Origin of the sequence: Burkholderia sp. BCC1985 (genome assembly GCF_905339915.1) — a bacterium.
GTDB lineage: Bacteria > Pseudomonadota > Gammaproteobacteria > Burkholderiales > Burkholderiaceae > Burkholderia.
In genome coordinates, this window is sequence record NZ_CAJPGY010000023.1 from 74,692 (window position 1) to 96,448 (window position 21,757).

The following is a 21,757-nucleotide window of genomic DNA, read 5'->3' on the forward strand; positions in this document are numbered from 1 at the left end:
ACGCTGCGAGCCGTGCAGGTTGCTGCTGCGCCCGGGGGGGGGGCGCTTGCGCGGTTACGCCGTTTCAGGCTGCCGCACCGCCTTCGCGACATTGCGCGCCATCGCGCCGTTCGCGACGAAGTAAGGCACGTCGACACGCGCGAGCGGCTTGCGTCCGCGGATCTTGTCGGCGATCTTCTCCGCGATCATGATCGTCGGCGCGTTCAGGTTGCCGGTCGTGATGATCGGCATGATCGACGCGTCGACCACGCGCAGCCCGTCGAGCCCGTGCACGCGGCCTTCCTCGTCGACCACGGCCATGTCGTCGTAACCCATCTTGCACGAGCACGACGGATGGAACGCGGTTTCAGCGCGGGCCCGCACGAACGCGTCGAGTTCCTTGTCGGTCTTGCAATCGGCGCCCGGGTTCAGCTCGCGGCCGCGATAGCGGTCGAGCGCGGGCTGCCGCATGATCTCGCGCGTCGCGCGGATCGCATCGCGGAACTCGCGCCAGTCGAGCGCTTCGGCCATGTAGTTGAACAGGATGCTCGGATGATCGTTCGGGTCGCGCGAGCGCAGCTTCACGCGGCCGCGGCTCGGCGAACGCATCGAACCGACGTGCGCCTGGAAACCGTGCATCTCGATCGCGTTCGAGCCGTTGTAGTTGATCGCGACGGGCAGGAAGTGATACTGGATGTTCGGCCACAGGTCGTCGTCGCGCGTGCGGATGAAGCCGCCCGCCTCGAAGTGGTTGGTCGCGCCGAGGCCGGTGCCGTTCAGCATCCATTCGAGGCCGATCTTCGGCTGGTTCCACCACTTGAGCGCCGGATACAGCGACACCGGCTCCTTGCACTCGTACTGGATGTACATCTCCAGGTGATCCTGCAGGTTCTGGCCGACGCCGGGCAGGTCGAGCACGACGGGGATGTCGAGTTCCTTCAGCCACGCGCCGGGGCCGACGCCCGAGCGCTGCAGCAGTTGCGGCGATGCGATCGCGCCGCTGCACACGAGCACTTCGCGGCGCGCATGCGCGGTCGCGCGCTCGCTGCCGCGCAGGTACGTGACGCCCGATGCGCGCTTGCCGTCGAACAGGATGCGGTCGGCGAGCGCGTGCGTGACGATCTCGAGGTTCGGCCGCGCGCGCGCCTGGTCGAGGTAGCCGCGCGCGGTGCTCGCGCGGCGGCCTTTCGGCGTGACGGTGCGGTCCATCGGGCCGAACCCTTCCTGCTGATAACCGTTCAGGTCGTCGGTGCGCGGATAACCGGCCTGCACGCCCGCATCGACCATCGCCTCGAACAGCGGATTCACGCCCGGCTTGCTGGTCGTGACCGACACGGGGCCGTCGCCGCCGTGGTAATCGTTCGGGCCGACGTCGCGCGTCTCGGCCTTCTTGAAGTACGGCAGGCAGTCGAGATAGGTCCAGTTCTCGAGCCCCTTGTGCGTCGACCAGTTGTCGTAGTCGAGCGCGTTGCCGCGGATGTAGCACATCCCGTTGATCAGCGACGAGCCGCCGAGCCCCTTGCCGCGGCCGCATTCCATCCGGCGGTTGTCCATGTGCGGCTCGGGGTCGGTCTCGTAGGCCCAGTTGTAGCGACGGCCCTGCAGCGGATAGGCGAGCGCCGCCGGCATCTGCGTACGGAAGTCGAAGCGGTAGTCGGGGCCGCCCGCTTCGAGCAGCAGCACCGTGACATTCGGATCTTCCGTCAGGCGCGTCGCGAGCACGTTGCCCGCGGAGCCCGCGCCGCAGATGATGTAGTCGTATTCGCGTGTCGTCATGACGGGGAATCTCCTCTCGTTCTCAAAACACCGGGTTGTAACGGCCGAGTTCGACCTGTACCGACTTGATTCGAGTGTAGTGTTCGAGCGTCGTGATGCCGTTCTCGCGTCCGACACCGGATTGCTTGTATCCGCCAACCGGCATCTCGGCCGGCGATTCGCCCCACGTGTTGATCCAGCAGATGCCGGCTTCGAGGCGGTGGATCGTGCGGTGCGCGCGCGACAGGTTCTCGGTCACGACGCCGGCCGCGAGGCCGTAGTGCGTGTCGTTCGCGCGGGCGATCACTTCGTCTTCCGATGCGAATTCGAGGATGCTCATCACCGGCCCGAAAATCTCCTCGCGCACGATCTTCATGTCGTCGCGGCAGTCGCCGAACACGGTCGGCGCGACGTACTGGCCGCTGCCGAAGTGGCCGTCGGTCAGGCGCGTGCCGCCCGCGAGCAGCTTCGCGCCTTCGGCCTTGCCGCTCTCGATGAAGCCGAGCACCTTGTCGAGCTGCGCGGCCGACACGAGCGGGCCGAAGTTGGTGTCGGCATCGGTCGGCTTGCCGACGCGGATGCGCTTCACGCGTTCGAGCACCTTCTGCGTGAACGCGTCCTTGACCGAGCCGTGCACGAACACGCGCGTGCCGTTGGTGCAGACCTGGCCCGAGCTGAAGAAGTTGGCGGTGACCGCGATGTCGGCGGCGCGGTCGAGGTCGGCATCCTCGAACACGATCAGCGGCGACTTGCCGCCGAGTTCCATCGTCACTTCCTTCAGCGACGATGCGCCGGCCAGCGACATCACCTTCTTGCCGGTCTCGACGCCGCCGGTGAACGACACCTTCGCGATGTCCGGATGGCCGGTCAGCAGCGCGCCGACCGAACCGTCGCCCTGCACGACGTTGAACACGCCGGCCGGCACGCCGGCTTCCGTATAGATTTCCGCGAGCTTCAGCGCGGTGAGCGGCGTGACTTCGCTCGGCTTGAACACCATCGCATTGCCGGCCGCGAGCGCGGGTGCGGTCTTCCAGCAGGCGATCTGGATCGGGTAGTTCCATGCGCCGATGCCCGCGCACACGCCGAGCGGCTCGCGGCGCGTATAGACGAACGACTCGGCGCGCAGCGGCACCTGCAGCCCTTCGATCGCGGTCGCGAGGCCCGCGTAGTACTCGATCACGTCCGCGCCGGTGACGATGTCGACCGCGAGTGTCTCGCCGATCGGCTTGCCGGTGTCGCGCGTCTCGATCGCCGCGAGTTCGTCGTTGCGTTCGCGCAGCAGGTCGACCGCGCGCCGGAGGATGCGCGAGCGCTGCATCGCGGTCATCGCGGCCCATTCGCGCTGGCCTTCCTGCGCCGATGCGACCGCGCGGTCGACGTCGGCCGCGCTCGCCTGCTGCACCTGCGCGAGCAGTTCGCCGGTGGCGGGATCGAAGGTGTCGAAAGTCTTGCCGCTGGTGGCGTCGACGTAACCGCCGCCGATGTAGAGGCGCTGCAAACCGTATACGGACATGAGGATCTCCTTGAGGGCGAGTGCGCGACGCGTCAGTCGGACGCGAGCAGCAGGTCGATGTAATCGTGGGTGAGCTTCAGTGCAGCCCGGGTGTCGATCGGGCCGCCGGCGAGCGCGCCGCGCAGCCACAGGCCGTCGATCAGCGCGGCGAGGCCGCTGGCGGCTTCCCGTGCTTTCGCGCGCGGCAGCGCCTTGGCGAATTCCGCGCACAGGTTCGAATGGAGGCGCCGCGTGTTCACGTGCTGCAGGCGCTTGAGCATCGCGTCGTGCATGCTCTGCGACCAGAACGCGAGCCAGGTCTTCATCACGGGCGTGCTGACCTGCGTGACGTCGAAGTTCGCGGCGGCGATCGCGCGCAGCCGGGAGCGCGGGTCCTTGCGGGCGGCGACGCGGCGGCGCGTGGTGGCCGCCCACAGATCGCGCAGCACGTGCCGCATCGTGGCTTCGAGCAGGCCGTCCTTGTCGCCGAAGTAGTGGCTGACGATCCCCGTCGAGATGTTCGCGCGCTGCGCGACCGAGGCGAGCGTCGTGCCGGGCAGGCCGGCTTCGTCGATCGAGCGCAGCGTCGCGTCGATCAACTGCGCGCGACGAATCTCCCGCATTCCGACTTTCGGCATCGCGACTCCTTCGCCCGGACGGGCCGTTCCTGGAAGCCGAGAGCTTAGCGGTTTTTTATTGACCGTTCAATCAATAAAAAATCGGGGTCCGACGGTAGATGGGAGGGTGGAGGAACCAAGCCGACGATGCCGCCGCGATTGTGCAGGTGCGGAAAAACAGATTGAAAGGTGGTTAAATAATTTGAAGTTTGTTTAAAACGGTTTCAGTAAAGACGGTGCAATGGCCGCGAATGTTTCCGGATTCGATTTATTACTGAACGAAAGAATGTCGAGCTATGTGAAATTCTCGTAAATCCGGAAATTCGATTGCCCGGCGCCGCTAACGGAAATTTCTGGAAATTCGTTTCAATCGATCGATTTAAACTTTTTATCTATCTGAATTTACAGGAAATAATTGTGTCGTTCGGTTGATTGAAGGCTGGCTCGCAAACGATTGCCGATACCTTCAGATCGATTTCGCATACCATAAAAAATGCCAAAAATATTCGAATCTGGCGTATTTCCAGGTGGAGTAGAGGGGATCGTTGGAATGACTTGAGTAAGTAATATTGCCCGTATTAGTATGGCGCCGCACCACAAGGAATGAATCGGCGCCGCGGGTTATTCCCGCGGTGCGTCGGCAATGGGCGCGGCCAACGACCGCGACAGGGCCGGCGCCCGCCATTGCGCACCTGCAGCATGCCGCGACGCCGAGACGCCGCATCCACCGGAGAACGACGATGCCGACCGAAAAATACGTGGTCCCGCTACCGAATGGTCTGAAGGTCTACGTCGAACGGAACGTGTTCGATCCGTCGTTCGACACGGCGATGCTCGTCAACGGCGCGCTCGCGACGACCGCCTCGTTCGGGCAGACCGTCCAGTATCTCGGCGAGCGGATGAATACGATCTGCTTCGACCTGCCGTATGCGGGGCAGTCGCGCCAGCACAACCCCGGCTGCTTCATCCTGACCAAGGACGACGAGGCCGCGATCCTCCAGCATCTGGTCGAGCGTTTCGCGCCCGCGTTCCTCGTGTCGGTATCGTGGGGCGGCGTCGCGTCGCTGTTCGCGCTCGCGCGCGGCTGCCCGAGCGTGCGGCGCGCGGCGATCTGCTCGTTCTCGCCGTTCCTGAACGACGCGATGGTCGACTACGTGACGCGCGCCCGCGACCACATCGCGGCCGGCGAGAACCTGAAGGCCGCGCAGCTGCTGAACGATACGGTCGGCCGCTACCTGCCGCGCATCATGAAGCTGTACAACTACCGGTATCTGACGCGGCTGCCGCGCGACGAGCAGGACCAGGTCGCGTTCCACGTCGACCAGATCCTGTCGCTGCAGCCGGAGCGCTACCTGAGCGAGTTCTCGAACATCGGCTGCGAGCTGCTGTTCCTGAACGGCGAGCGCGACGAATACACGACGCCGGCCGACGTTCGCCAGCTGGCCGCGCACGTGCCGCGCGCACGCTTCGCGACGATTCCCGACGCCGGCCATTTCCTCGACATCGAAGGCCGCGCGCAGCGCGAAGCCACGCGGGCGGCGCTGCTCGACTACTTCTGCGATGCGCTGCCCGCTGCCGCGGGCATCGCGCTCGGCGCTACGCATGCGTGCGTGTCCGCGCCGATGCCGGCGCTGTCGTCGTGACGCAGCACGTCGAGCACCGGGCACGCCGGGTTCATCCGAATTCTCATCCACACGAGGCAGGCCAGCCGTGAATATCGTTCAGACCATCGCCATCGTCGCTCCGTGGGCCATCTGGCTCGCCTACTGGATCGCGACGTCGCAGGCCGTGAAGACGACCGTGCGCAAGGAGGCGTCGCGCTCGCGCACGCTGCAGTCGATTCCGCTGATCGTCGGCGGCGCGCTGATCATCCTGCCCGATCCGTCGTGGCAGGCGCTCGTGCCCGACTGGCAGCGCTTCGGCCTGCAGGCGCAATGCGGGCTCGCGGTGCTCGTCGCGGGGCTGCTGTTCTCCGTGTGGGCGCGGCTGCATCTCGGCACGAACTGGAGCGTGTCCGTCACGCTGAAGGAAAACCACGAACTCGTTCGCACCGGGCCGTACGGCCTCGTGCGTCATCCGATCTACACCGGCTGCCTGATCGCGCTGGTCGGCGCCGCGCTGATCGGCGGCGAGTGGCGCGGCGCGCTCGGCGTCGCGCTCGTGTTCGCGTCGCTCGCGTACAAGGTGCGTGTCGAAGAGAGCTGGCTGACCGGCCATTTCGGGCCGGCGTACACGCAGTATCGCCGCGAGGTCGCGGCGCTGATCCCCGGCTTCTACTGACTCCCGCGAGGCGCGCGATGGCGAAGGTGATCGTGACCGCGATCGGCTCGGCGGGCGACGTGCATCCGCTGCTCGGCGTCGCGCGCGCGCTCGCGACGCGCGGCCACGACGTCGTGTTCTGCACGCATCCGCCGTTCGAGGCGGCCGCGCGCAGCTGCGGCTTCACGTTCGTGCCGGTCGGCACCGCGGCCGAGTACGAGGCCGCGATGGCGAACCCGGCGCTGTGGGATTCGCGCACGTCGTTCAGCACGCTGTGGCAGGTGATCGCGCCCGTGCTGCGCCCGCACTACGACGCGCTGCGCGCGCTGACCGATCGCGACACCGTGCTGGTCGGCACGCTGTGGGCGTTTTCCGCGCGCTTCATGCAGGAGCTGCACGGCACGCCGTACGTGTCGGTGCAGGTGTCGCCGTCGACGCTGCTGTCCGCGCACGTTCCGCCGACGCATCCGCGCCTGACGATTCCCGCGCGCTGGCCGCTGCCGGTGAAGGCGGCGCTGATGACGGTGATCGAGCGGCAGGTGCTCGACCGCGTGTGCGGGCCGGCGCTCAACGCGGTGCGCCGCGAGCTCGGGCTCGCGCCCGCGCGGCGCGTGCTCGGCCGCTGGCTACATTCGACCGACGGCGTGCTGTGCCTGTTTCCCGACTGGTTCGCACCGGCGCAGCGCGACTGGCCGGCCGGTCATCTGCAAAGCGGTTTTCCGCTGTTCAACGACATCGCGACGCCCGACGACGATCGCGCGCTCGACGCGTTCCTCGCGGCCGGTGAGCCGCCCGTCGTGTTCACGGCCGGGTCGACACGGGTCGATCACGCCGCGTATGCGCGCGCGGTCGCGGACGCGCTGCATGCCACCGGCGCGCGCGGCATCCTGCTGAGCCCGCACGATGCGGCACCGGCCGCCGACCGGCTGCTGGTGCGCCGCTTCGTGCCGATGCGCACGCTGCTGCCGCGTTGCCGCGCGCTCGTGCATCACGGCGGGATCGGCACCGCGGCGCTCGCGTTCGAAGCCGGGATCCCGCAGGTCGTGACGCCGTTCGCGCACGACCAGTTCGACAATGCGCAGCGCGTCGCGGCGAGCGGCGCCGGCGTGCGTATCGACGGCCCCGTCGACGGCGCGCGTCTCGGTGCGGCGCTCGCGCGCGTGCTGGACGAGCCGGAATTCGCGGTGCATGCGGAACGCACGCGTGCGCTGATCGATGCGGCGCCGGACGGCTGCGAGCGCGCCGCCGATTTCATCGAGCGCTTCGCGCCTAACCACGGACGCGCGCGGGTGCAGGCCTACCTCGCGACGGCGGGCGCATGAGCACCGCAGCGCCGCCTCAGGACGCGCCCGCCGCCGTCGATGCACGCGAACCCGCAGCCGCCGCGCGGCCGGTGCGCGGCGCGCGGCTCGCGCTGCTGACGTTCGCGCTGTCGCTCGCCACCTTCATCGAAGTGCTCGACTCGACCGTGACGAACGTCGCGGTGCCGGCGATTTCCGGCAGTCTCGGCGTGTCGAATAGCCAGGGCACGTGGGTGATCAGCTCGTATTCGGTCGCGGCCGCGATCGCGGTGCCGCTGACCGGCTGGCTCGCGCGGCGCGTCGGCGAGCTGCGGCTGTTCGTCGGCGCGGTGCTGCTGTTCACGCTGACGTCGCTGCTGTGCGGGCTCGCGCGCGACCTGCACGTGCTGGTGGTCTGCCGCGCGCTGCAGGGGCTGTGCTCGGGGCCGATGGTGCCGCTGTCGCAGACGATCCTGCTGCGCACGTTCCCGCCGGACAAGCGCACGGTCGCGCTCGCGCTGTGGGCGATGACGGTGCTGCTCGCGCCGATCTTCGGGCCGGTGGTCGGCGGCTGGATCGTCGACAGCTTCTCGTGGCCGTGGATCTTCCTGATCAATTTGCCGATCGGGCTGTTCTCGTTCGCCGTCTGCACCGCGATGCTGCGCCCCGACGCGCAGCGCGGCGCAGCCGGCCCGATCGACGTGCCGGGCATCGTGCTGCTCGTGATCGGAGTCGGTTCGCTGCAGGCGATGCTCGATCTCGGCCACGACAAGGGCTGGTTCGATTCGCCGCTGATCGTCACGCTCGCGGTGGTCGCGGGGCTCGCGATCGTGTCGCTGCTGATCTGGGAAGCAGGCGACGCGCATCCGGTCGTCGACCTCAGCCTGTTTCGCGACCGCACGTTCTCGTTCTGCGTGCTGATCATCTCGCTCGGGATGATGAGCTTCTCGGTGGTGGGCGTCGTGTTCCCGCTGTGGATGCAGGCGGTGATGGGCTACAACGCGTTCCACGCGGGGCTCGCCACCGCGTCGCTCGGCGTGCTCGCGCTGGTGTTCTCGATTCTCGTCGGCCTGCACGCGCATCGCTTCGACGCGCGTGTTCTTGCGACGTTCGGATTCCTGATATTTGCGGCCGTACTCGCATGGGATGCGCATTTCACGCTGAAGATGACGTTCGCGCAGATCGCCGCGCCCGGGTTGATCCAGGGGATCGGGCTGCCGTGTTTCTTCATTCCGCTGACGGCCGCGACGCTGTCGCGCATCCCGGACGACCGGCTCGCGGCCGCGTCGAGCCTGTCGAACTTCCTGCGCACGCTGTCCGCCGCATTCGGCACCGCGATGAGCGTGACGCTGTGGGACAACCGCGCGACCTATCACTACGACGTCGTGTCGCAATCGGTCACGCACGCGTCGGCGAACACGCAGCGCTTCGTGCACACGCTGAACGCGATGGGCGTGGACGGCGTGCGCGAGCTGTCCACGCTGCACCAGGTCGTGATGCAGCAGGCGTACATGATGGCGACGGGCGACATGTTCTGGATGGCGAGCATGACCTGCCTCGTGCTCGCCGCGATGATGTGGCTCACGCGGCCGAAGCGCGGCGCGGCCGCTTCGTTCGGACATTGAGGAGAGCGGCATGACGACACTTGGCGCACTCGTGATCCTGTATCACCCGAGCGACGCGCAGCTCGCGGCGCTCGGCGCGTGGCGGCACGCGTGCGACGCGCTGCTGGTCGTCGACAACACGCCGCAGCCCGATGCGCGCGCTCGCGACGTGTGCGCGCGCGACGGCATCGCCCTGCTGCATCACGGCAATCGCGGCGGAATCGCGGGCGCCTACAACGCGGGGCTCGCGGCGCTGTTTCGCGACGACGTCGACGCGGTCGCGCTGTTCGACCAGGATTCATCGGTGCCGGCCGGTTACTTCGCGACGATGCGCGACGCCTGCACGGGGCTCGCGGGGCGCGCGTTCCTGGCCGGCCCGCGCATCTTCGACGAGAACGCGCGCAGCTTCCTGCCCGAACTCGCGACCGACGGGATCGCGTTGCGCCGGCTGCGTCTCGCGCCCGACGCGCCGCCGCAGCGCTGCGCGTTCCTGATCTCGTCGGGCTGCGTGGTGTCGCGCGCCGCGTTCGACGTGCTCGGCCGCTTCGACGAGACGCTGTTCATCGATCACGTCGATACCGAGTACAGCTTCCGCGCGCTTGCGCGCAACGTGCCGCTCTACGTCGTGCCGTCGCTGGTGCTGCCGCACCGGATCGGCGCGAAGCAGCGGCACGCATTCGGCCCTTTCGAAATGACGTCGATGAATCACTCGTGGCAACGGCGCTACTACAGCGCACGCAATGCGGTGCAGCTCGGGATGCAGTACGGGTTGCGCTTTCCGGTGGCGATCGTGCCGAACCTGCTGACCGTGTGGCAGGTCGTGCAGATCGCGCTCGTCGAGCGCGACAAGCGCGCCAAGCTCGCGGGCATCGCGTTCGGCATCGCCGACGGCCTGTTCGGACGGCTCGGTCCGCTCGAGCGCACGCGGCCGCGTCTCGCCGCACGCGCGCGGCGCGTCCAGCAGGGGTGAGGGCGGCGATGGAACGCATCATGAAAGCGGCGCGAGCCGCTCGGCCGGCGCGGCGCGGGCAGGGCGGCAGGGCGATCGTCGCGGCCGCCGCGCTGCTGGCGCTGGGCGGCTGCGTGCCGTCGGGGTTCCTGCCGTCGCTGTCGCTGCGCGCACCGGCCGGCGACGCGCTCGCTCGCACCGCGGGGCCCGGCGCGGATGGCGCATGGCCCGCGCCCGACTGGGTGAAGCAGCTGCAGGATCCGCAGCTCGACGAACTGGTGGTGGAGGCATCGCAGAACAATCCGGATCTGCAGGTCGCGCAGGCGCGGCTGCGGATCGCGCAGTCGCAGCTTCAGCAGTTCGATTCGCTGACGGGCTTGACCGGCACGGCCGGCGCGACGGTCAGCCGCGCGCGGATGCCGAAGCCGGGCGACATCGCCGACGTGACGGCGGGCGGTTATCGCGTGCCGGTCGAGATCTTCGGCGATCCGGTCGTGTCGCCGTCGTCGGTGTTCGTCGGGCTGAACTACCAGCTCGACCTGTGGGGCAAGAACCGCGCGGCGACGAAGAGCCTGATGTCGCTGCGCGACGCGGCCGGTGTCGAGGCCGAGCAGGTGCGGCTCACGCTCGCGATCGCGATCGTCACCGTGTATTGCCAGCTCGATGAGGCGTACGCGGTGCGCGATCTGCTGCAGCAGAAGCTGAAGATCAGCCAGCGCGTGACGGCCGTGCTGCGCGAGCGCACCGCGCGCGGCCTCGACAATGCGTACGACGCGAGCGACGCGTCGATCAAGCGCAGCCGCCTGCTCGCACAGATCGCGCTGAACGACGAACAGATCAAGCTCGCGCAATTGCAGCTAGGCGTGCTGTCCGGCCGCGGGCCGGAGCGCGGGCTCGCGTTGCAGCGGCCGCGCGTCGGCGCATTCCCCGGCGGCGCGCTGCCCGCGCGGCTGCCGGCCGATCTGCTCGGCCGCCGGCCCGACATCGTCGCCGCGCGGCTGCGCGTCGAAGCCGCGTTCGCGAATGCCGATTCGACGCGCGCACAGTTCTATCCGGACGTGAACCTCGTCGCGCTCGGCGGCGTGTTCGCGCTGACGCCCGCGTCGCTGTTCTCGCGCGATTCGCTCGCCGGCTCCGTCGGCCCGGCGATCTCGCTGCCGGTGTTCGATCGCGGCCGGCTGAAGGCGAAGCTCGGCGCGGACGTCGCGCAGGCCGACGTCGCGATCGGGCTGTACAACAAGACCGTCGACGACGCGCTCGGGCAGGTCGCGCAAATCGTCACGTCGCTGCAGACTGCGCAGACGCTCGTCGTGCAGCAGCAGGATGCCGTCGCCGCCGCGCAGAAGATCGTGCAGATCGCGGCCGATCGCCATCGGCGCGGCGTGTTGATGCAGAAGGATGTCGATGTCGCGGACCTCACGCTGATCGACGAGCGTGCGCAGCTGATCGCGCTGCTCGGGCGGCAGCGGACGCTGCGCGTCGGGCTGGTCGGTGCGCTCGGCGGCGGGTTCGATGCGAGCGCAACGACTGCGGGTGTGGCGATGCCCGCGGCGCGTACCGCGCAAGGCGCGCGGACGAAACGCGGCGCGATGGTGAACGCCGCTGCCCGCGGTAGCTCGGCGGACAGCAGCGCGCAAGCGCGGCGCGCGGCCGTGGCAGGTAGCGGCGCCGCGCCGCGTGCCGCGCGGATCGATCCGCCCGCGGTGTCGGTCGCGCCGCGTAGTCCGGCTGCCGATGCCGCAAATGTGAGTGTGAGTACCGGCGCGAGTACGAGCGCGAGCACCAGCACCAGCGCAAATTCCAGCACGAGCACGAGCACGAGCACGAGCGTCGGCGTCGGCTCGCGCCGCGCGGCCCCCACCGTCGCCGCCGACACGCGCGCGTCCGCGCTCCCCCTGTTCCAGCATGACCGCCTGATCGTTACGCAAAGCGACTGATGCACCACGACAACCTTCACACCGCGGCGCAGCCGGCCGCCCTGAACGACCCGGCACTCGACGCGCACCGCGCGACGCGTCGCAAGCGCTTCATGCTGTTCTTCGCGATCGTGATGCTCGCCGCGCTCGTCTGGATCGCGTTCTGGCTGCTACGCGACCGCTATTACGAGGATACGGACGACGCGTACGTCGCCGGCAGCATTGTGCAGGTCGCCGCACAGGTTCCGGGCGCCGTGACCGACGTGCTGGTCGCCGATACGCAGCCCGTGCGCGCCGGGCAGACGCTCGTGCGGCTCGACGATACGGAAGCGTCCGTCGCGTTCGCGCAGGCGAAGGCGCAACTCGCGCAGGCCGTGCGGCAGGTCGCGAACGCGAAGATCTCGAACACGATGTACGTGGCAGCCGTGAACGCGCGCCAGGCAGACCTGTCGCTCGCGCAGCGCGCGCTTGCCGCGCGTTCGGGCGCGTCGGTCGAGATCGTCGCGCCGGAGGAGCTGGCGCGCGCCCGCGCGGCCGTCGCCGGCGCACAGGCGAACCTCGCGGCCGCGCAGGCGCAGCTCGACGCCGCACGCGCGCTCGGCAGCAAGCTGCCGGTCGACGAGAGCCCGGCCGTCGTGCAGGCCGCCGCGCAGTTCAAGCTCGCTTACCGAAACCTGAAGCGCACGACGATTGTCGCGCCGGTCGACGGCACGGTCGGCCAGCGTTCGGTGCAGGCGGGCCAGCAAGTCGGGCCCGGCGTGCCGCTGATGTCGATCGTGCAGTTGAACCGGCTGTGGATCGAGGCGAATTTCAAGGAAGGGCAGATCCGTCACATGCGCGTCGGCCAGCCGGTCGACGTGGTGTCGGACCTGTACGGGTCGCGGGTCGTCTATCGCGGCCGCGTGCAGGGCTTCTCGGCCGGAACCGGCAGCGCGTTCTCGATGCTGCCGTCGCAGAACGCGGCCGGCAACTGGATCAAGGTCGTGCAGCGCGTGCCGGTCGTGATCGCGCTCGATCCCCGCGATCTGGCCGCGCATCCGCTGCGGGTCGGGCTGTCGATGCGCGCGACGGTCGACACACGCAACCGCGACGGCCATGCGCTCGACAGCGAACCGCCGACGCCGGCCGTCAGCACGCGCGTGCACGACGGTGTCGCAAGCGACGCGGAAGCGGCTGCTGCCGCGATCGTCCGCGAGAATCAGGGCGGGTGAGTTTCCTACGCCGACGCACGCAGAAAACATACGAACCAATCCGGGTGACAGATGGCGGGGGCGGGTGACCGGTGCATCCGACCAACGCGCCCGAATAGGGCACCCGATCGGCGCCCCCGGGATCAAGGCCCCGATCAAGGTACCAATCAACGCACCCGACCAACGCACCCGACCAACGCACGGATTGGCGGGTCGTTCGCGCCGATCGGCGGCTCCGGCGGCCTCGCGGCCTGCATCTCCTGCAGCCCCCACCCCGAACTCCTTTTCCGGCCCGACTTTCGCATTTCCGCCACCGATGTCGGCACCGATCAAACGCGTGTCGCGTTTGAGACATCGACGCCCCCACCTCCGGGACTACTCTCGAACAGCACGTTGCGTAGCACCGCATCTGCCGGCGCACAGCAGCGCCATCCAACGAGACATGGAGACAATACGATGAGCAGCAATCGAGGTGTCGTCTATCTTGGGCCGGGCAAGGTCGAAGTTCAGAAGATCGATTATCCGAAGATGGTCGATCCGACCGGCCGCGCGATCGGCCACGGCGTGATCCTGAAAGTGGTCAGCACGAACATCTGCGGTTCCGACCAGCACATGGTGCGCGGCCGCACGACCGCGCCGATCGGCCTCGTGCTCGGTCACGAGATCACGGGCGAAGTGGTCGAGGTGGGCCGCGACGTCGAGACGCTGAAGATCGGCGATCTCGTGTCGGTGCCCTTCAACGTCGCGTGCGGCCGCTGCGCGATGTGCAAGGACACGCATACGGGCGTGTGCCTGAACGTGAATCCGTCGCGAGCCGGCGGCGCATACGGCTACGTCGACATGGGCGGCTGGATCGGCGGCCAGGCCGAGTACGTGCTCGTGCCGTACGCCGACTTCAACCTGCTGAAATTCCCGGACCGCGACCAGGCAATGGCGAAGATCCGCGACCTGACCTGCCTGTCCGACATTCTGCCGACCGGTTATCACGGTGCGGTGAGCGCGGGGGTGAAGCCGGGCTCGACGGTCTACATCGCGGGCGCGGGCCCGGTCGGGATGGCGGCGGCCGCATCGGCGCGCCTGCTCGGCGCGGCGGTCACGATCGTCGGCGACATGAACGCGGAACGCCTCGCGCACGCGCGGGCGATGGGCTTCGAGACGGTCGACCTGTCGAAGGACGCGTCGCTCGGTGAGCAGATCGAGCAGATCCTCGGCGTGCCGGAGATCGACTGCGCGGTCGACTGCGTCGGCTTCGAGGCGCATGGCCATGGTTCGTCGGGCCATTCGGAGGAAGCGCCCGCGACGGTGCTGAACTCGCTGATGGAAATCACGCGTCCGGCCGGCGCGATCGGCATTCCGGGCCTGTACGTGACGGACGATCCGGGCGCGAAGGACAAGGCCGCGCAGCACGGCAGCCTGAGCATCCGCTTCGGCCTCGGCTGGGCGAAGTCGCATTCGTTCTTCACGGGCCAGACGCCGGTGCTGAAGTACAACCGCAACCTGATGCAGGCCATCCTGTTCGACCGTCTGCCGATCGCGAAGATCGTCAACGTCGAGGTGATCTCGCTCGATCAGGCGCCGGAAGGCTACAAGAAGTTCGACGGCGGCGCGCCGCGCAAATTCGTGATCGATCCGCACGGCTTGCTGGCGGCCTGACGCACGAACGGGCGGAACATGAAACGGGCGGCACCGGAATCGGTGCCGCCCGTTTTTGCTGTGGGCGGGCGCTGCCGGCGCAGGCGAACCCCGATCGCTGCGGCCCGCGATTGCTGCGATACGGTGAGCGGCACGAGACCGATCGCCGCGGCCAACCGGCTGCCGAACGCCGACACGAACGGCCGGACGCTCGCCGGCTTGCGCTTCGAGTCGTATGCGGCGATCCCGTACGACAGCATCGCGGCCGCGATCGCGCCGAATTCCGGCGCGCCCGGCGCTCAGTGCGCGCGGTAGACCATGGCCACTTGGGTCGCGCTTGCCGTCGCGCGCCGACCGTGGCGCGTATGCAGGCTCACGCGGCGAATCGCGTGCGCGTGTCGCGTCGCGGTAGCGCCGCCTTTCCAGTTGACGACGCGCGTACCGCTGCGCGCGCGCACGGCCGGTGCGTGCCGTGCGACCGTGGTTGCCGTGCGTCCGGTCATGTGTCGGCTCGTGCCGGCATAGCCTGCTCGATCGGTTGCGTCCAGCCGGTCGGCGGCGGCAAGCCGGTCGGTGTCGAGCGCCGGGTGGTCGGCCGGATGAAATGCATAGACGGGCGCGGGCACGACCGGCAACGTCTGCGCGTCGGCCGCATGCAGACTGGCGTCGTTTGCCGCTGGCGCCGGCGCGCCCTGGCCGCGGCAGACCGGGTCGGCCTTGCACGTCCGGTCGAACGTCACATAGCCGCCGACCAGCAGCACGAGGGTCAGGATGCTCAGCAGCGGCGCGCTCGACGCGCTCGGCCGCCGGATCGCCGCGCTGCGCACCGCGGCGCCGATGCGCGACGACCATGTCGGGACGGGGGGCGCGTCGTGCGGAGGAGCGGCCTGCGTTTCGTCGCTCCGGTTGCTCTGGTCGCTCGATTCGCTCGATTCGCGCAGCGGCGCGAACGGCCAGTCCCCGAGTCCGCAGACGGGGCATTGCTCGGTGGCGCGGAATGCCATGAAGCCGCATTGCCGGCAGCGCTGGCTGACGGCATCGCGCGGCTCGGCGCGCAGGTTCAGTGCGCCGCGCAACGTGTCGCGCGTGCGGACTTTCCGGATGGGCAGGACTTGCATGGTCGTTGCTACCTCGTCTGTCGTTGCCGCCGCGCGAGCGTCCCGAGGGTCTGCATCGCGTCCTCGACGGCAGGGGTCCACGGCCGGCCGTAGTTCAGCCGGACGTAGCGGTGAAAGGCGCCCGTCATGGAAAAAATCGGCCCGGGCGCGAGGCTGACGCCGTTTTTCATCGCGTCGCCGAACAACCGCATCGCATCCACGTGCGGCGGCAATTCGATCCACAGGAAATACCCGCCGCGCGGGGCATGCACCGCCGTGTCGGGCGGGAAGTACGCGCGGACGGCCGCCAGCATCTGTGCCTGGTGCGCCGCCAGGTTGCGGCGGAGCCTGCGCAGGAAGCGGTCGTACGCGCCGTTGAGCAGGTAGCGGGATACAGCCATCTGCGCGGGCACGTCGGCCGCCGGCGCGCTCGCGTTCTTCACCTGCCTGATCTGCTTCACGTAGCGTCCGGCCGCGACCCAGCCGACCCGGAAACCGGGGGCGAGGCACTTCGAGAACGAACCGCAATGCAGCACCAGCCCGCTTTCGTCGTACAGCTTCGCGGGCCGCGTGGGCGTCGGGCCGAAGTGCAGTTCGCCGAATACGTCGTCCTCGATCAGCGGCACGCGGTGCGACGCGAGCAGGTCGATCAGCGCGCGCTTGCGCTCGTCGGGCAGCGTCGCGCCGGTCGGGTTGTGGAACGAGGTCATGAACCAGCAGGCGCGCACCGGATGCGTGTCGAGCGCGTCGGCGAGCGCATCGAGATCGAGGCCGGTGCGCGGATCCACCGGAATTTCGATGGCCTTCAGATGCAGCCGCCGCACGGCCTGCAGTACCGCGTGGTAGGCCGGACGTTCGATCGCGACGATGTCGCCGGGGCGCGTGAGCGCCTGCAGGCTCAGCGTCAGCGCTTCGGCCGCGCCGGTCGTGATGACGATCTCTTCCATCGGCAATGACGCGCCCGCGTTCAGGTAGCGCAGTGCGATCTGGCGGCGCAGCGCTTCATGGCCGGGCGGCAGTCCGGCCAGCAGTTTCGCGCGGTCCATGTTGCGGGCCGCCGCCGCCGCATACCGCCACAGGCTGCTCATCGGAAACAGCGAATAGCTCGCGAATGCGGAACCCAGCGGCACGATGTCGTCGAATTTGAGCGAGTCGAGCAAGCGGAACAGCACATCGTTGTCGCCGGCCTGCGGCGCAGCCGGTTTGCGCGGGGTGTCGTGACCCTCGCGCACGCGCTTGTCATCCAGGTTCGCAACGAAATATCCGGAGCGCGCACGCGCGGTGATCAGGCCCTCGCTTTCGAGCTTGTAGTACGCGCGAAACACGGTGGATGGACTTACACGGTAAGCGCGGCACGCTGCGCGCACGGTCGGGATACGCGCGCCGGGCCCGAGGTCGCCACGCCGGATCGCGTCGCCAATCGTCTGAGCCAGCGCCGCATAACGCTTCATGCCTGCCCTCCGGCCGATCGCGGCCGTCGTGAAAAAAGAGTAGCACGGCCTCCGCCGCGTTCAATCCCGCCCTCAAACGCTGATGCGCCTGTCGCTGATCCGGTTGTTTTCGACTCACTTTGAGCCTTTTCTTCAGACGAGCGAGCAGGCATCCTGCGCAAGTTTCATTCCCGATGCGTGATCGATACCGAGTTCGCGCCCTCCGATGGCGGACCCGTGAACCCCGTGCACCGTGTGCGGGACCCGGGCCGCTCCGTCCCTACCTTTCCCGGAAGCAATCAGCGTGAAATCGAAGTTCCTCGCTGCGGGCCTCGTGGCCGGCATCGCTCTCAACCTGTCCAGTGGTACCGCCGAAGCGGCCTGCATCAGCAATCCTCCGACTCAATCCAACGCGTCGTTTCCCGCGGCGCTGACCGGCAAGCTCGTCTATCACAGCTACGTCAACTACGGCGACGGCACGAGCCAGCTGTTCCTGTACGATTTTTCGGCCCATACGCTCACGCAGCTGAGCAAGAGCAGCTGGGGCATCACCGATCCGATGAACGGCGTGTTCAGCCCCGACGGCAAGTGGCTCGCGTTCATGGGCATCAGCAACGGCGCATGGAACGTGTTCATGCTGCAGCTCGGCGCCGGCACGCCGCCCGTCAACCTGACGAACAGCACCGGCGCGACGCGCAACGAAGATCCGAAATTCAGCGCAGACGGCAAGACGCTCGTGTTCAAGCAGAACGGCGACGTGAAGCAGGGCACGCTGTCGTACACGAGCGCGGGCCCGGTGTTCACGTCGGTCGTGAGCCTGACGAACGCACCGGCCGGCGCCGAATACTCGATGCCGTTCCTCGCGCCGGACGCGAGCGCCGTCTACTACGCGACGGGCACCGGCTCGAACATGGGGCTGATGAAGCGCACGATCGCGACCGGCGCGACCGCCACGTTCGATCATCCGGCCGGTCTGCAGACCTACTATCCGATCGTGCGCGGCGACGGCATGGTGTTCTATGCACGCTGGAAGGATAGCGGCGGCGCGGACCAGATCTACACGAAGACCGCGGACCCGGCATCGACGCCGAACGCGCTGCCGATCAACGACTGCGTGAGCAACAACTCGGACCCGGCGCCGGTGACCGGCACGAACTACGTGTTCTTCTCGTCGACGACGGCGGGCGGCTACCAGCTCTACGTCGGCGACGTGACGACCGGCCAGCGCTGGAGCCTGTCGCAGTTCGGCGTGAACGCGGACACGACCAAGGCGAAGCTCGGCTCGAGCTACTACGGCGGCCCGGCCGCCGCGCAGCCGACGCTGCTGTCGCAAGGTCGGCCGGCTGCCGCGTCGGCGAGCTACAACACATCGCTGACGGCGGACAAGGCGTTCGACGGCAACACGACCAGCACGCGCTGGGATTCGCCGGAAGGCGCGGGCGTCGATCCGCAATGGATCTCCGTCGATCTCGGCGCGGTGAAGAAGATCAGCAGCGTCGATCTCTACTGGGACGCGGGCGCGCTCGTGTACCAGATCCAGACGTCGAACGACAACGCGAACTGGACGACGGTCTACTCGACGAACAACGGCGTGTCGTACGGTCACGTCACGTTGCCGAACCTGAATGCGCAGGGGCGCTACGTGCGGATGCTCGGCACGAAGCGGGCGACGCAGTGGGGGTACTCGCTCGACGAAATGCAGGTGTGGGGATCGTAAGCACCAGCAAAAAGCGGCCTTCGAGGCCGCTTTTTTTTATCGCGCGACTCGTGCAACTCGCGCAACTCGTGCGTCACGCATGAATCACATGCGCCGGAAACGCCGGCGCGGATGTCGCCGCGCCCGGCGCGAGCGGCGCGACCTGCTTGCGGCGTTCGCGCGTCGGCGCGACGCCGAACGCATCGCGATAGCTCTTGCTGAAGTGGCATGCCGACTGGAAGCCGCACGCCATCGTGATGTGCATGATCGACATGTCGGTCTGCAGCAGCAGCTCGCGCGCGCGGCGCAGCCGCAGCGTCAGGTAATAGTGCGTGGGCGTCATCCCGAGGTGTTCGCGGAACAGGCGCTGCAGCTGCCGCTGCGACATGTTCGCGAGCCGCGCGAGCTCCTCGCGCGACAGCGGCTCCTCGATGTTGTTCTCCATCAGCGAAATCACTTCGAACAGCGACTTGTTCGCCGAGCCGAGCCGCGCGACGAGCGGCATCCGCTGTTGCGCGCTCGTGTCGCGCACGTGTTCGACGATGAACTGCTCGGCGATCTGCGTGACGCGCGGCGTGCCTATCCGCGCGGCGATCAGGTTCAGCATCATGTCGAGCGGCGCGACGCCGCCCGTGCACGTGATGCGATCGCGGTCGACCACGAACAGTTCCTTCAGGAAGCGCGTGTCCGGAAACTCTTCCTTCAGCGCCGACATGTTTTCCCAGTGGATCGCGCACGCGTAGCCCGCGAGCAGCCCCGACTTCGCGAGCGCATAGGTGCCCGTGCACAGGCTGCCGAGCGGAATGCCCGAACGCGCAAAGCGGCGCAGCGTCGACAGATGGGCGGGCGTGGTCGCGCGCTGCACGTCGACGCCGCCGCACACGAATACGATATCCGGCTGCCCGACGCACTCGGCCGGGCCCGTGTCGACCGTGAGGCCATTGCTCGCCGTGACCGGGCCGCCGTCCGGGCTGATGATCGACCAGCGGTAGAGCGGCTGGCCGCTCAGGTAGTTCGCCATCCGAAGCACCTCGATCGCATTGGTGAACGCGATCATCGTGAAGTTCGGTAAAGGCATGAACGCGAAGTGGGACAGCGACGCTGTGCGGTCGGGCGACATGGGGAGCGTTCCTTGAATCTCTAATAGCTTTTAGCCCGAGGCGCGGATCGGGCTGCCGTATTGTGGGAGCGAGCGCAACAACCGTGCCATACGGCTAAACCCTAGCTCCATACGTTGTATGGGGGCGAGGCGGATGCTGCACTGCACCGTAAGCGGGCTGCGCTGCACCCGGGAAGCACAGCACAGGCACCGGCGAAGTGCCTGTCCATCGGTGAATCGCGAATTCACTGCACACGCCGGCTTGCCTCGTCATCCCAAAAAGCACGACCGGTCACTTGTACAAAACGGACGCGCATGGCGGAAAAGGTAAAGAACGCGTCTAAATTCATCAATCCGTCGAAAATCCGAACGACAAGAATAGAGCCGTCGGCAGCCTTGCACTGGATGCGCTGGAAACCCAGGTATGGCGGGCCTCGAGCTTCGGTTTCACGCCCTTTATTCTTCGTCACGGACGCACTATGTCGAACACCCAGCCTTTCTTCTCGCAGCCCCTCGCCGAGCGCGACGCGCCGGTGCGCAGCGCCATCCTGAAGGAACTCGAGCGCCAGCAGTCGCAGGTCGAGCTGATCGCGTCGGAAAACATCGTGTCGCGCGCGGTGCTGGAGGCCCAGGGTTCGGTGCTGACCAACAAGTATGCGGAAGGCTATCCGGGCAAGCGTTACTACGGCGGCTGCGAATTCGCGGACGAGGTGGAGGCGCTGGCGATCGAGCGCGTGAAGCAGATCTTCAACGCCGGCTATGCGAACGTGCAGCCGCACTCGGGCGCGCAGGCGAACGGTTCGGTGATGCTCGCGCTCGCGAAGCCGGGCGACACGGTGCTCGGCATGTCGCTGGACGCCGGCGGCCACCTGACGCACGGCGCGAAGCCGGCGCTGTCGGGCAAGTGGTTCAACGCCGTGCAGTACGGCGTGAACCGCGACACGATGCGGATCGACTACGACCAGGTCGAGGCACTCGCGCACGAGCACAAGCCGAGCCTGATCATCGCCGGCTTCTCGGCGTACCCGCGCGCGCTGGACTTCGCCCGCTTCCGTGCGATCGCCGACAGCGTCGGCGCGAAGCTGATGGTCGACATGGCGCACATCGCGGGCGTGATCGCCGCCGGCCGCCATGCGAATCCGGTCGAGCACGCGCACGTCGTCACGTCGACCACGCACAAGACGCTGCGCGGCCCGCGCGGCGGCTTCGTGCTGACCAACGACGAAGAGATCGCGAAGAAGATCAACTCGGCCGTGTTCCCCGGCCTGCAGGGCGGCCCGCTGATGCACGTGATCGCCGGCAAGGCCGTCGCGTTCGGCGAAGTGCTGCATGCGGACTTCAAGACCTACATCGACAACGTGCTCGCGAACGCGCAGGCCCTCGGCGAAGTGCTGAAGGCGGGCGGCGTCGACCTCGTCACCGGCGGCACCGACAACCACCTGCTGCTGGTCGACCTGCGCCCGAAGGGCCTGAAGGGCGCGCCGGTCGAGCAGGCGCTCGAACGCGCGGGCATCACCTGCAACAAGAACGGCATTCCGTTCGACACCGAGAAGCCGACCGTCACGTCGGGCATCCGACTCGGCACGCCGGCCGGCACGACGCGCGGCTTCGGCGTCGCGGAGTTCCGCGAAGTCGGCCGGCTGATTCTCGAGGTGTTCGACGCGCTGCGCGCGAACCCCGAAGGCGACCACGCGACCGAACAGCGCGTGCGTCGCGAGATTTTCGCGCTTTGCGAGCGCTTCCCGATTTACTGATCGACGAC

At 68.0% G+C, this 21,757-nt stretch carries 18 protein-coding genes; 11 read left to right on the top strand and 7 right to left on the bottom strand.

The features are described from left to right. Positions 1–54: 54 nt before the first annotated feature. The 3 genes from betA to betI are packed head-to-tail and all read right to left on the bottom strand — an operon-like array spanning position 55 to position 3,864. Positions 55–1,755 (bottom strand): choline dehydrogenase, encoded by a 1,701-nt coding sequence (betA, locus tag U4Z31_RS23230; protein ID WP_044844378.1) that lies wholly within the window; start codon positions 1,753–1,755, stop codon positions 55–57. A 22-nt stretch (positions 1,756–1,777) separates the two neighbouring features. Further along, positions 1,778–3,247, bottom strand: coding sequence for a betaine-aldehyde dehydrogenase (gene betB, locus U4Z31_RS23235; protein WP_321811458.1), 1,470 nt, complete (start codon positions 3,245–3,247; stop codon positions 1,778–1,780). Positions 3,248–3,279: 32 nt separating this feature from the next. Next, positions 3,280–3,864 (bottom strand): transcriptional regulator BetI, encoded by a 585-nt coding sequence (gene betI / locus U4Z31_RS23240; protein WP_044844376.1) that lies wholly within the window; start codon positions 3,862–3,864, stop codon positions 3,280–3,282. A 719-nt stretch (positions 3,865–4,583) separates the two neighbouring features. Between betI and U4Z31_RS23245 the strand changes: the two genes are divergently transcribed. From U4Z31_RS23245 to U4Z31_RS23285, 9 genes are all read left to right on the top strand, one after another. Further along, the gene (locus U4Z31_RS23245) at positions 4,584–5,486 is read left to right on the top strand and encodes an alpha/beta hydrolase (protein WP_321811459.1); all 903 of its coding nucleotides are present in this window, start codon (positions 4,584–4,586) and stop codon (positions 5,484–5,486) included. 67 nt (positions 5,487–5,553) lie between these two features. Next, positions 5,554–6,123 (top strand): methyltransferase family protein, encoded by a 570-nt coding sequence (locus tag U4Z31_RS23250; RefSeq protein ID WP_044844374.1) that lies wholly within the window; start codon positions 5,554–5,556, stop codon positions 6,121–6,123. A 17-nt stretch (positions 6,124–6,140) separates the two neighbouring features. Continuing rightward, a complete protein-coding gene (locus U4Z31_RS23255; protein ID WP_321811460.1) occupies positions 6,141–7,424 on the top strand; it encodes a glycosyltransferase in 1,284 nt (427 codons plus the stop codon). Continuing rightward, a complete protein-coding gene (locus U4Z31_RS23260) occupies positions 7,421–9,007 on the top strand; it encodes a DHA2 family efflux MFS transporter permease subunit (RefSeq protein WP_321811461.1) in 1,587 nt (528 codons plus the stop codon). The genes U4Z31_RS23255 and U4Z31_RS23260 overlap by 4 nt, the downstream gene beginning before the upstream one ends. A gap of 10 nt (positions 9,008–9,017) precedes the next feature. Continuing rightward, a complete protein-coding gene (locus tag U4Z31_RS23265) occupies positions 9,018–9,956 on the top strand; it encodes a glycosyltransferase family 2 protein (protein ID WP_321811462.1) in 939 nt (312 codons plus the stop codon). A gap of 8 nt (positions 9,957–9,964) precedes the next feature. Beyond that, on the top strand, positions 9,965–11,872 hold the full coding sequence (locus tag U4Z31_RS23270; RefSeq protein WP_415750297.1) for an efflux transporter outer membrane subunit: 1,908 nt from the start codon (positions 9,965–9,967) through the stop codon (positions 11,870–11,872). Beyond that, positions 11,872–13,062 (top strand): efflux RND transporter periplasmic adaptor subunit, encoded by a 1,191-nt coding sequence (locus U4Z31_RS23275; RefSeq protein ID WP_321811464.1) that lies wholly within the window; start codon positions 11,872–11,874, stop codon positions 13,060–13,062. Before U4Z31_RS23270 ends, U4Z31_RS23275 begins: the two co-directional genes overlap by 1 nt. A gap of 435 nt (positions 13,063–13,497) precedes the next feature. Further along, positions 13,498–14,694, top strand: coding sequence for a formaldehyde dehydrogenase, glutathione-independent (gene fdhA, locus U4Z31_RS23280; RefSeq protein WP_044844368.1), 1,197 nt, complete (start codon positions 13,498–13,500; stop codon positions 14,692–14,694). Between the two features lie 123 nt (positions 14,695–14,817). Next, on the top strand, positions 14,818–14,988 hold the full coding sequence (locus U4Z31_RS23285; RefSeq protein ID WP_321811465.1) for a hypothetical protein: 171 nt from the start codon (positions 14,818–14,820) through the stop codon (positions 14,986–14,988). On the opposite strand, the gene U4Z31_RS23290 is transcribed toward U4Z31_RS23285, so the two are convergent. Both U4Z31_RS23290 and U4Z31_RS23295 read right to left on the bottom strand, forming a co-directional pair. After that, entirely contained in the window at positions 14,973–15,791 is an 819-nt protein-coding gene (locus tag U4Z31_RS23290) for an ATP-dependent serine protease (RefSeq protein WP_321811466.1), read from the bottom strand. The genes U4Z31_RS23285 and U4Z31_RS23290 overlap by 16 nt on opposite strands. 8 nt (positions 15,792–15,799) lie before the next feature. Then, entirely contained in the window at positions 15,800–17,221 is a 1,422-nt protein-coding gene (locus tag U4Z31_RS23295; RefSeq protein WP_321811467.1) for a PLP-dependent aminotransferase family protein, read from the bottom strand. A gap of 283 nt (positions 17,222–17,504) precedes the next feature. Here U4Z31_RS23295 and U4Z31_RS23300 point away from each other — a divergent pair, with 283 nt between their 5' ends. Further along, complete coding sequence (locus U4Z31_RS23300; protein ID WP_321811468.1) at positions 17,505–18,917, top strand: discoidin domain-containing protein; 1,413 nt, start codon at positions 17,505–17,507, stop codon at positions 18,915–18,917. 73 nt (positions 18,918–18,990) lie between these two features. Here U4Z31_RS23300 and U4Z31_RS23305 read toward each other — a convergent pair whose 3' ends face one another. Both U4Z31_RS23305 and U4Z31_RS23310 read right to left on the bottom strand, forming a co-directional pair. Beyond that, a complete protein-coding gene (locus U4Z31_RS23305; protein WP_124485146.1) occupies positions 18,991–20,016 on the bottom strand; it encodes a GlxA family transcriptional regulator in 1,026 nt (341 codons plus the stop codon). A 224-nt stretch (positions 20,017–20,240) separates the two neighbouring features. Then, complete coding sequence (locus U4Z31_RS23310; RefSeq protein WP_321802250.1) at positions 20,241–20,465, bottom strand: hypothetical protein; 225 nt, start codon at positions 20,463–20,465, stop codon at positions 20,241–20,243. Between the two features lie 9 nt (positions 20,466–20,474). Here U4Z31_RS23310 and U4Z31_RS23315 point away from each other — a divergent pair, with 9 nt between their 5' ends. Beyond that, positions 20,475–21,749 carry a serine hydroxymethyltransferase gene (locus U4Z31_RS23315; protein WP_044844363.1) on the top strand — a complete coding sequence of 425 codons (1,275 nt, stop codon included), beginning with the start codon at positions 20,475–20,477 and terminating at the stop codon, positions 21,747–21,749. Positions 21,750–21,757 lie beyond the last annotated feature (8 nt).

Coding starts and splice junctions, on each gene's coding strand:
- betA (WP_044844378.1), bottom strand. CDS start 1,755: ATGACGACACGCGAATACGACTACATCATCTGCGGCGCGGGCTCCGCG.
- betB (WP_321811458.1), bottom strand. CDS start 3,247: ATGTCCGTATACGGTTTGCAGCGCCTCTACATCGGCGGCGGTTACGTC.
- betI (WP_044844376.1), bottom strand. CDS start 3,864: ATGCCGAAAGTCGGAATGCGGGAGATTCGTCGCGCGCAGTTGATCGAC.
- U4Z31_RS23245 (WP_321811459.1), top strand. CDS start 4,584: ATGCCGACCGAAAAATACGTGGTCCCGCTACCGAATGGTCTGAAGGTC.
- U4Z31_RS23255 (WP_321811460.1), top strand. CDS start 6,141: ATGGCGAAGGTGATCGTGACCGCGATCGGCTCGGCGGGCGACGTGCAT.
- U4Z31_RS23260 (WP_321811461.1), top strand. CDS start 7,421: ATGAGCACCGCAGCGCCGCCTCAGGACGCGCCCGCCGCCGTCGATGCA.
- U4Z31_RS23265 (WP_321811462.1), top strand. CDS start 9,018: ATGACGACACTTGGCGCACTCGTGATCCTGTATCACCCGAGCGACGCG.
- U4Z31_RS23270 (WP_415750297.1), top strand. CDS start 9,965: ATGGAACGCATCATGAAAGCGGCGCGAGCCGCTCGGCCGGCGCGGCGC.
- U4Z31_RS23275 (WP_321811464.1), top strand. CDS start 11,872: ATGCACCACGACAACCTTCACACCGCGGCGCAGCCGGCCGCCCTGAAC.
- fdhA (WP_044844368.1), top strand. CDS start 13,498: ATGAGCAGCAATCGAGGTGTCGTCTATCTTGGGCCGGGCAAGGTCGAA.
- U4Z31_RS23290 (WP_321811466.1), bottom strand. CDS start 15,791: ATGCAAGTCCTGCCCATCCGGAAAGTCCGCACGCGCGACACGTTGCGC.
- U4Z31_RS23295 (WP_321811467.1), bottom strand. CDS start 17,221: ATGAAGCGTTATGCGGCGCTGGCTCAGACGATTGGCGACGCGATCCGG.
- U4Z31_RS23305 (WP_124485146.1), bottom strand. CDS start 20,016: ATGTCGCCCGACCGCACAGCGTCGCTGTCCCACTTCGCGTTCATGCCT.
- U4Z31_RS23315 (WP_044844363.1), top strand. CDS start 20,475: ATGTCGAACACCCAGCCTTTCTTCTCGCAGCCCCTCGCCGAGCGCGAC.